The organism is Planktothrix sp. FACHB-1355 (assembly GCF_014748295.1).
GTDB lineage: Bacteria > Cyanobacteriota > Cyanobacteriia > Cyanobacteriales > Aerosakkonemataceae > Aerosakkonema > Aerosakkonema funiforme_A.
This window is the reverse complement of record NZ_JACJUP010000115.1, coordinates 1-9887: the sequence shown is the minus strand read 5'-3', so window position 1 is coordinate 9887 and position 9887 is coordinate 1. Positions and strand designations below refer to the sequence as shown.

Here is a 9887-nt window from a genome sequence, read left to right as displayed (position 1 = left end):
CCTCTTCGGGAAATACTGAATCGGCGTTCTATTATTTGCGATCGCAATACCAGCCAAAAAACTCCTCCCACAAATTAAAAAGTCGATGAGAAGTCGATGAGTTCTCGAAGAAGTCAGTCGATATCTCAAATAGTCACGTGATTTAATGGGGAATAGGTAGGCGAAGAAAGCTGCCTCATCCTAGTGCGATCGTCCTAAGCATTACAATTTATTTCGGAGGCTGAGTATGAGCATCGAACTGCGAGTTAAGTATCTGCAATATCTGTTGAATAAAAATGGCGATCGCGGCTTTACATCCCTTGAAGTTCTCATTGTCATTTTCCTGCTACTAATTTGTGCTGCTAGTGCTTTGATTATTTTGCCTAGTTTTTTACATACAGGCAACAAAGCACCGCAATCTGAAGCGAAACAATATGTTCACTCAATGAACAAAGCGCAGCACGCATATTACGCAGAAAATGGTAAATTTGTGACAAAAAACGATGCCGCAGCATGGAATAGCTTAGGCATTGGTATTAAGACCCAGACAACCAACTATAAATATTCTATTGGTGGAAATGACAAAGCTGTATTTAGTTATGGCGTAGCTCGTGAAGATGCTTCTAAACCATTAAGAAGTTATGTTGGGGGTGTTTTCTTAGTACCCGATGGTGCCATTATTGATGATAGGAAAACAGTAGCGGTCATCTGTGAAACAAAATCTCCTACTACCGCACAACCTGCCGAGCCCATATTGCAAGATGATGTCATAACTTGCGGTGAAAACACGACTCCACTTAATCACCAACAAGACTTGGTATTTGCATCTAACTATACCCAAGCTATGAACCAAGCGCAGCAAAATCACTATTCTAAAAATGGTACTTTTGCAAATTCTCTTAAAGCTTTGGGGTTTAAAATCAAAACAGAGACAGAAAATTACCAATATTCTGTAAGTACTACTGCTAAAGGTGCTTTTCATCATGCCACCTCTAAGCAACCTGACTACTACAGCTATGTAGGAGCTATTTTCGTAATTCCCAATGCTGCTAAAAATTTGACTAAAAAAACGATATCTATTTTTTGTGAAGCCAATTATCCCGGTAATAAGAAAGCGGCAAATCCGATTTATCAAAATGGTGTGTTAGCTTGTGGTGCTGGTACAAAGCAAATAAACGCTTATGGTTATGGGGTAAGCGAAGATATTAACGAATATATTAAAGTAATCAATGAAGCACAGCAAGCTTACTATTCCAAGCAGCGCATCTTTGCTGATTCTATTGAAAAACTGGGTACTGGAATTACTGAGACTGACTTCCATAAATATTCAACGAACAGGAGTGCTACCGCAGCATTTAGTTATGCCACACCAAAAGGAACCGATACTGGCTATGTGACAGGCGTTTTCGCAGTTCCAAATAATGTTGCTAATCCGACTAAGACTGTGGTAATTCTGTGTCAATATTATTCCGGCGATACCCTGCAAAAACCTGCCAATCCAACTTATAATAATGGTGTACTAAGGTGCGGTGCAAATACGAATCAAGTCTACGACTATGAAGAAAATATAAAATATGTTGAAGCTATCAATGAAGCTCAACAAGATTACTATTCGCAAAAGCGCATCTTTGCTGATTCTATTCAAAAACTCGGCACTGGTGTTACCCAGACCAACCTCCACAAATATTCAGTCAAGAGAAGTTCTACCGCAGTATTTAGCTACGCAATACCAATAGAACCTTACGGTAATACCTATGTGGGAGGGGTCTTCGCCGTACCGGGTGGTACTCGTACTAAGGCTAAGACTGTGGCAATTCTGTGTGAAAAATATTTATACGAACGCAAAATCCCAGCCAATCCTACTTATAAAAATGGTGTGCTTGCTTGCGCTGCTGACACCAGAGAAGTCAGCCGAACTGCGCGGTAAATAAAATCGAGAGTATTGACGATCGCTCAAAACTTGGCTAGATTTAATGTCAATACTGGAGAAACATTATGAAACACGAAGTCAAGATTATAGAACCAACCGAATTATGGTATCTCCAAAACAATATCAACAAAGAAACTAACAAACTTCACCATCCCACGAAAAGCATTCCCTTTGTTCAACAAGTCGAAATTCACTTGGAAAATTCGGGAGTAGTAATTCAAAAAGGTTCATTGCACAGGTGTATCGGTCAATTAACTTACGGCGTTTATAAAACCGATAACCGTTTGCGAGATATTTGGGTATCTTTGAAGACGGACACAGAATTCAATGCACCTGTGTATAAAGGTATTGGTAAAGTTTACCTAGAACCGAGACAAAAAGGTAATTTCTTGCACTACACATCAATTGACATAGTTGAAAAAGAGCAATGGGAATTTGATGATGGTGTATTTCAGTTTTGTTCTGACAATGTAGTTCTGGGTGCTAAAAGATTAAAATACAAACAAATGCTCGGTTCTAATGATGGTAGGTGGAGGCTGGCTATTACCCCATTGGGTGGACAAAAAGCGACAGTCGTAGCCAGCACAGCTGCACCAGCGAAAGTTATTTCACTTAACAGAGGAGAAATTTTAATAGCTGATTATGACATGGTGAAAGGATATACAAATGGGATTCACGAAGATTATCGAAAATTAGGTCATTTCGGTAGAGGTGGTGGTGAGGGTTATGTTTGGATTTATGAAGGAGAAGGGAAATTATTAGTAACGGAAAACGAAGGAATGGGTCTGGGTTGAACAACTATATCTACCAAATCGGATCGCTAACCAAATTAATGGTTAACTCTTCGCGTCCCGGTGGAACTGCTGTGATGCAAGCACGAATACAATGACCGTTTTCTAGTTCCACTTCGCAGGCGTGACAAGAACCCATCAAACAACCGGTGGGAATAAAAACGCCTGCGCGATCGGCAACTTCTAACAGCGGTTCTCCCACCTCAGCTTCAACAGTTACATTATCAGGTAAAAATCGAATTTTGGGCATCAGTCATCCAATTTTGGATTTTGGATTTTGGATTTGCTCTGTTATGAGCGGATATAGTAATCTAACTACTAGGTAAAACAGGCGATAAATCTAGGTGAGCTTCCACAGCACTTGCGAGAGAATCTAACAAAGCTTCTCGCTGTTCCCGATAATTGGGAATGCCGTTAGGTAAAGCAGAAAGACCGCGTTGTTGTCGCAACAAATTTAACCAAGCGCGTCGCCAAGGGCCATTATCAAAAATTCCGTGCAGATATGTTCCCCACACAGATTGAGCCGGATCGACTATACCTAAATAGGGGTCATCGAACAAATATTGAGTTCCCTCCGTATCCAAAGTGCGCGTGTTTCCTTGATGAATTTCGTAGCCAACTACCGGTAAGCCAGGTTGGGGATAGTTAGATGTAACTTGCCGCTGACGGGCAATTTTTTGTGGCTTAAATACAGTTTTCACAGGTAGAAGTCCCAGTCCATCGCAACGAGTTTCCGAAGCACCCTCAATCCCCTCCGGATCGGCGACAACTTTACCCAGCATTTGGTAGCCGCCGCAAATTCCCATTACTGTACCGCCTGCTGCCACATAGTTTTGGATTGCTTCTGCCATACCGGTTTGCTTGAGAATCATTAAATCGGCGATCGTCGTTTTAGAACCTGGGATAATTACCGCATCTGGGTGACCCAAATCTTGTTTGGGGCCAATGTATTTGAGGTTAACTGTAGATTCCGCTTCCAAGGGATCGAAATCGGTAAAGTTAGAAATTCTGGGCAAGCGAATTACAGCGATCGTCAGGTCTTTGCCACTACCGCGATAGCGACGTTCAAATAAATCGAGAGAATCTTCAGATGGAAAGTGCTGGTCAATCCAAGGAATAACGCCAGCTACCGGGATACCTGTGCGTTCTTCTAACCAACGAATACCGGGTTGCAGCAGACTTCGCTGTCCGCGAAACTTATTAATCACAACACCTTTGATCAAAGCTCGTTCTGACGGTTCCAATAACTCCAAAGTACCGACAACGTGGGCAAAAGCACCACCGCGATCGATATCCACAACCAGTAATGTGGGAGCATTCAGATAGCGAGCTATCCGCATATTAGTGAGGTCGCGATGCTTGAGGTTAATCTCCGCCGGACTGCCAGCTCCTTCGCAAACAATTAGATCGAATTCCGAAGCTAAAACTTGTAGAGATTCAGTAATAGCTTGCCAGCCCACCTCAAAATATTGATCGTAATATTCCAAGGCGTTAGCTCTGCCTACCGCTTTGCCCTTAATAATCACTTGCGAGGTCATATCGCCTTGCGGCTTGAGTAAAATCGGGTTCATCTCCACGATGGGAGAGATCCCGGCAGCCCAAGCTTGTACCGCCTGAGCGTGGCCAATTTCTCCACCGTTAGCCGTTACATAGGCATTCAGTGCCATATTTTGGCCTTTAAAAGGTGCTACCCGCCAGCCACGTCGCACTAAAATGCGACAAATGGCAGCTGTGAGAAGAGATTTTCCAGCGTGGGACGTAGTGCCCACAACCATAATGGCTTTCATAAGGGAGTAGGGGTGAGGAGGGAGTGGGAGAGTGGGGGAGTGGGAGAGTGGGGGAGTGGGGGAGTGGGGGAGTGGAAGAATTAATATTTTTCGGTATTCCCTTTTCCCTTTTCTCTCTTACCCAGTCCCGACGCCCTAGCTCCGACGCCCCTAAAAGGGAAGTCGAAACCAACGATTTAAGGCATTGTAGATGCGATCGCTCAAGGAAGCAGGTGGTATCATGCCACCTCGATTTTGCCATTGTTCGATAATTTGATGTCCCAGCGGTGTGAGGCGAAAACTATTCGTGATACCTTGTCCATCCACCTCGCGCCGCAGTACACCGACTTCGATTAACCACAGCAGCGCATTTTCAGTTGCCAACTCAGATAGCGGGCGTCGCGTATATTGCAGCTTTTCTCCTGCCACACCCACAATTTCTTGGAAATCTACGCTTCTAGAGCGCATTTTAACAAACAAAGGCATTTGGAAAGGGGAACAGCGTAGCGATCGCTCAGCCCGTTGTATGGTTTTTCTGGGATAAGAAAGTGATTTAGCGCTTAATTGCTTAACAGAAGTCATTGATAATCGTCAAATGATACCGGACAACTACGCAGGGGTAGAAAAATTAGCATTCTAATTCGTTTCTATCATAAAGGCTTTTTTCACTTGGAGAGCAAACTGCTTGCGATCGGGCTGTCGGCCCTAACTGTAAAATCACGAGAGCATCAGCTACAATCCAAAGCGGAAACAATCTAAAACTAAAAGGAAACAGCATCTATGGCTCTATCAGTTGGTACAGATGCGCCCGCATTTACAGCAAAAGATACCAAAGGCAACACCGTTTCCCTGTCTGACTTTGCAGGTAAAACGGTTGTTTTGTACTTTTATCCCAAAGACGACACTCCTGGCTGCACCAAACAAGCTTGTAGCTTTCGGGATAACTACGCAGACTACCAAGGTAAAGATATTGTCGTCTTAGGCGTCAGCAAAGATGATGAAGCTTCCCACCAACAATTTACCCAAAAATTCAATTTGCCTTTTCCGCTTTTGGCTGACACCGATGGTGCCATCATCAAAGCTTACGATGTCGATGGTGGCGGTTATGCCAAGCGCGTCACCTACGTAATCGACGGGAGTGGCAAAATTATCCACGTTGACAGCAGCGTCAACACTTCTACCCACGCCAGCGATGTTCTGGCAGCAATTGGAGTCTAGCTAAGTAGGGTGGGCAATGCCCACCCTAAGAATTAATTGGATTGGGTAGGTGGCGTGGTGACTGGAGCGGCAGAATTCCCCGGAACTGCTTGATTTTGTGGAATTTGAAGCTGTTCTCGCTGTTTGGCCCGGAACTGCTCCGCAGCATCATCGAGGCTTTGTCGCTGTTCGGTGGAGAATTCTTCTGGGCTGCGGTTTTGACCCAAGTTAGCTCGGTGGATCAAGTCAAACACACTGAAGCCCTGACCTGTACCGCCTCCGTAGAACGAGCTATTATCTTCTTGCCTTTGAAAATCCTGGGAAGGGTCGCGATCGAGTGTTTGTGCCAAAGTGGTTTGAGGAAACGCAAAAGGAACTACGGTAGTTCCTGCTAATAACCCCAGAACGATCGGAGTAAATTTTTTAACTGAGACTTGGGACATTTTAAATTTCCTTTCGATTCAAGCAAATGTTCGCCGCAACAACGGTTGAATTGTCAAAAATGCCACCACGTCAAGTACTAGCAGCACTAGCAGCGCCCCACCTAATGTTACGGCACCCCAAGGAGCCTGCATCACTATACTATTAAGTGCCCAATTGCTGTGCAAATAAATGTAGCGAATGGGCTCGATCGCATAACTCAAAGGATTGAGAGTAGCCACCACCTGCAACCATTTCGGCATAAAAGATAGCGGTGCCAAAGCAGTGCTGGCAAACAACAAAGGCAAGTTAGTCACAAAAATTACCGCGATCAGTTCAATGTGACCGGGCAGAGCAAAAGCCAATCCCAAACTCAAACCGGTTACCCCAAATACCAGCAGCAAGAGAATCAGGGAAATTACAGCCAAACCCAACGGATCGGGCCAACCCGCGCCCAGAAAAGCACTGGTAGCAATAATAGCTGCTGTTTGGATCGCGCTGAGGGTAACGATAAAGATAGCGGAAGCAAAGACGATCGAATACCGAGTCGCCAGAGGAGCAACCAATAAGCGATTCAGAAAACCGAATTCGCGATCGAACATCACCGGCAAACCCGCATTCAGCGCCCCGCTAAACGCCGTAAAAACAATCACCCCAGCCGCCAGAAACTGACCGTAATTTACAGTATTGCCAAACAAACCTTGCGGCGCATTTTGAAACAGCGCCCCAAACAAAATCAACCAAATCAGCGGTTGAATAACCCCAGCAATCAAAGTGGAAGGACGCCGCTGCAACTGAATAAACAAACGACGAGTTAAAGCCAAAGTTTCCTGCACAAGTTCGCCAAAGAAATTCGGTTCCGGACTTACCTGCACAACTTCTGGCTGCAAAGTAACATTTGGTTTAGAAGGAGTTATCGTACTGCTCATATCGATTTTGGATTTTGGATTTTGGATTTTGGATTAAAGGAATAAACAACCATTAAGAGCCTATCTGAAAAATCATCATTAGAGGTTAACTCTATCTGCGTTTATCTGCGTTTATCTGTGGATATCTGCGGTAAAAATTACCAGAAACTGACTTTTCAGATAGGCTCTAAACCACAATCGAGGTAATAAAATTCCCTCCAGCTTGTTTCATCTCATATTGCGTTTTTTTTCAGCCTTCGGATCGCGAGTACCAGCTGCTGCAAGTTCCGCATCCATTAGCGTTCTACCCGTCGCAGCTAGGTAAACGTCATCTAAACTGGGACGAGATTGTGCAATCCCAAAAGTAGGTAACCCAGCAGCTTGCAACGCTTGCTGAATTGTTATCAAAGCATCGCTTTGCGGCGTCACAACCAAATTCAGCGAATTACCTTGAGCGCTATTAATAATTGCTTCTTGCACAAATGGCAGAGATTGCAACATTTGTTTGGCTTTCTCTGCTTCTTCGATCGGCGAAAACTCGCGGATGCGGAGCGTGATGCGATCGCCTCCCACCCTATCTTTTAACTCAGAAGGCGTACCAGCCGCAATTACCGCACCTTTATCGATAATCGCCACTCTGTCAGCTAGCGCGTCAACTTCTTCTAAATAGTGACTTGTCAGCACCACAGTCGTCCCCGCATCCCGCAGTTGGCGCAGGATATCCCACATTACCACGCGACTTTCAATATCTAAGCCGACCGTCGGTTCGTCCAAAACTAGCACATCTGGCTGATGCAGCAACCCCGCCGCCAAATCCAATCGCTTGCGGATACCGCCGGAGTAAGTACCGGTCTTTTTGTCTGCATATTCCTGCAAACCCAGCGAATTTATAATTTTATCAATTCGCTCTTCAATCAATTTGCCGGGTATGTGGTATAATGCTGCTTGCAATTGCAGCAGTTCTCTACCGGTCAGCACCTTATCGAGCGCGACTTCTTGGGCGACGTAACCTAGCTTTTGGCGTGCTGCTTTAGGATTGGCGATCGCATCTATGCCCGATACCTCAATTTTGCCAGCATCGGGAGTCGCCAAAGTGCAGAGACATCTGATTGTTGTGGTTTTGCCCGCACCATTTGGCCCAAGCAGCCCAAAAATCTCTCCCGGTTCTACCTGAAAGGATACATCTTTGACGGCTTCAACCTTACCGTAACGCTTCTGGAGTTTTTCTATTAAAACTGCGGGAGCCATAGCTGTCCCAAATTTACAAATCTAAACAATCTTTAATTTTATTGTAGCGGGATTTGCGGTGCGATCGACATCGGCGTCGCTATTTTAGGCGCTAGGATTCCCAGCGTAGCCCAGAAAATAGCCTTTACTTTCTCAACAATTTGTTAACATATCGCTTACCCGGTTTACCATCAAATCTTCCGGATATCTATCTGATAAGCATGAATAATGGAAAAAAAGCGAGGACGCAATGAAAATTATTATTGGCTTATTGATAAGTGCATTGTTTGCGCTTACCATCCTATTCAGTTTGCCCACTAATGCTCAAAATCAAGGATTTGGAGACGACTCATTTACCGAGTACGAAGCCTATCTGCATCCTGCCCAAGAACTAGGCCCAGCATCGGGGTCTAAAGCCAAAGGTTACGGTCGAATCCGTTTCCCTCGCAATCTCAGTTCTGGTAATGTTAATGTCCAAATAGTTGGCATCGCTCCGGCGAATATTACTGCGTTTCACATCCATTGTGGCACGCCAGATGTCCTTGGCCCGATTATTGTTAATTTTGCACAGTTTGGTGAATTTAAGAACACTGTTGTGAATGGTCGCTTCTCTGCTTCTATTACTAACGAAAAGCTAACTTTTGTGAAACAACCTCTTCCACCGCCTTCTCTCTCTACTAGACCTACACTTCCTCTACCTGAAGGTTGCCCCAGCGATCTCAATATTCCTGTTCAAGTTAATACCATTGCAGGTATGGAAGCTTTGGCTAGAAAGGGAGTCCTTTATTTCAATCTTCACACCAAGGGACATGAATTCTATGGCGAAATGCGAGGTCAGATCTATCCAGTAGAAAAGTAGCAATATCTTCAATATGTCAGTCAGTTAGCACTGTTGAGTGAGCGCAAGCGCCATTGTTTTTTTATCCACATTACTACACTTTAAAAAAGTCGATCGCTCCCCATATTAAAAACCCTAAAGGCAAACCCCCTTCCCGTTGCGGGGAGGGGGCTAGAGGGAGGGATAGTTCCCATTCAAACTAAATTACCCAATTCAAATTCTCAGCCAAACTAGCTGTGAGGTAATGAGTCACTGGCAAACTATCAACAACAATGCCACCGCAGAGCAACATCATGTAGATAATTGAGTATTTAAAGAGCGATCGCGCCAAATCTTTATCGCTGGGATTGAGCCATAATTCCCAAGCTTTCTGGATAAACTTTCCGCCCAGGATAATGGCAAACAAGCCATAAACAACACCTGCCGTACCCAGAGGATAAATCAGCAGAAATGTTGACGCCACCATTATCAGTGTATAAATCCAGATTTGGCGAGAAGTGGCAACTTCGCCCACAACAACTGGCAACATAGGGATGTTTACTTTCGCGTAATCATCGCGAATCATCATAGCCAGCGCCCAGAAATGGGGAGGCGTCCACAAAAAGACGATCGCAAATAACATCCATGCCGACCAGCTTAAACTACCGGTCACAGCCGCCCATCCCACCAAAGCAGGAATCGCACCGGCAGCACCGCCAATCACAATATTTTGGGTAGTGTGGCGTTTGAGCAAATGGGTGTAAATTGCCATGTAGAAAACAATGCCAGACATCGCCAACAGCGCCGCCAGCAGATTGGCAAAAACAGCCAATAAGGTAAACGAAAGAGAAG

11 protein-coding genes are annotated in these 9887 nt (G+C 44.7%); 4 read left to right on the top strand and 7 right to left on the bottom strand.

What is annotated here, in order from left to right; all coding sequences use genetic code 11:
- Window positions 1–226 precede the first annotated feature (226 nt).
- Complete coding sequence (locus H6S82_RS07980) at window positions 227–1906, top strand: type IV pilin-like G/H family protein (RefSeq protein ID WP_190464234.1); 1680 nt, start codon at window positions 227–229, stop codon at window positions 1904–1906.
- Window positions 1907–1974: 68 nt separating this feature from the next.
- Complete coding sequence (locus H6S82_RS07975) at window positions 1975–2703, top strand: AIM24 family protein (protein WP_190464236.1); 729 nt, start codon at window positions 1975–1977, stop codon at window positions 2701–2703.
- 10 nt (window positions 2704–2713) lie between these two features.
- On the opposite strand, the gene H6S82_RS07970 is transcribed toward H6S82_RS07975, so the two are convergent.
- The 3 genes from H6S82_RS07970 to H6S82_RS07960 all read right to left on the bottom strand — a co-directional run bounded on the left by H6S82_RS07970 (window position 2714) and on the right by H6S82_RS07960 (window position 5048).
- Window positions 2714–2950, bottom strand: a complete 237-nt coding sequence (locus tag H6S82_RS07970) for a 2Fe-2S iron-sulfur cluster-binding protein (protein ID WP_199315237.1) — start codon at window positions 2948–2950, stop codon at window positions 2714–2716.
- Window positions 2951–3011: 61 nt separating this feature from the next.
- Window positions 3012–4487: a cobyric acid synthase CobQ gene (gene cobQ, locus H6S82_RS07965; RefSeq protein WP_190464238.1), complete on the bottom strand. Its 1476-nt coding sequence runs from the start codon at window positions 4485–4487 to the stop codon at window positions 3012–3014.
- A 150-nt stretch (window positions 4488–4637) separates the two neighbouring features.
- Entirely contained in the window at window positions 4638–5048 is a 411-nt protein-coding gene (locus tag H6S82_RS07960; protein WP_190464240.1) for an Npun_F0494 family protein, read from the bottom strand.
- Window positions 5049–5246: 198 nt separating this feature from the next.
- Here H6S82_RS07960 and H6S82_RS07955 point away from each other — a divergent pair, with 198 nt between their 5' ends.
- A complete protein-coding gene (locus tag H6S82_RS07955; RefSeq protein ID WP_190464242.1) occupies window positions 5247–5684 on the top strand; it encodes a peroxiredoxin in 438 nt (145 codons plus the stop codon).
- A 32-nt stretch (window positions 5685–5716) separates the two neighbouring features.
- Here the strand turns inward: H6S82_RS07955 and H6S82_RS07950 are convergent, their stop codons facing one another.
- From H6S82_RS07950 to H6S82_RS07940, 3 genes are all read right to left on the bottom strand, one after another.
- On the bottom strand, window positions 5717–6106 hold the full coding sequence (locus H6S82_RS07950; RefSeq protein ID WP_190464244.1) for a hypothetical protein: 390 nt from the start codon (window positions 6104–6106) through the stop codon (window positions 5717–5719).
- Window positions 6107–6124: 18 nt separating this feature from the next.
- Window positions 6125–7012 carry an ABC transporter permease gene (locus tag H6S82_RS07945; protein WP_190464246.1) on the bottom strand — a complete coding sequence of 296 codons (888 nt, stop codon included), beginning with the start codon at window positions 7010–7012 and terminating at the stop codon, window positions 6125–6127.
- A gap of 207 nt (window positions 7013–7219) precedes the next feature.
- The gene (locus H6S82_RS07940; protein ID WP_190464253.1) at window positions 7220–8239 is read right to left on the bottom strand and encodes an ATP-binding cassette domain-containing protein; all 1020 of its coding nucleotides are present in this window, start codon (window positions 8237–8239) and stop codon (window positions 7220–7222) included.
- A 229-nt stretch (window positions 8240–8468) separates the two neighbouring features.
- On the opposite strand from H6S82_RS07940, the gene H6S82_RS07935 reads away from it, so the two are divergent.
- The gene (locus H6S82_RS07935) at window positions 8469–9077 is read left to right on the top strand and encodes a CHRD domain-containing protein (RefSeq protein ID WP_190464254.1); all 609 of its coding nucleotides are present in this window, start codon (window positions 8469–8471) and stop codon (window positions 9075–9077) included.
- Between the two features lie 178 nt (window positions 9078–9255).
- Here H6S82_RS07935 and H6S82_RS07930 read toward each other — a convergent pair.
- On the bottom strand, window positions 9256–9887 hold a 632-nt coding region (locus H6S82_RS07930; protein WP_191056130.1), incomplete at its 5' end, for a heme o synthase.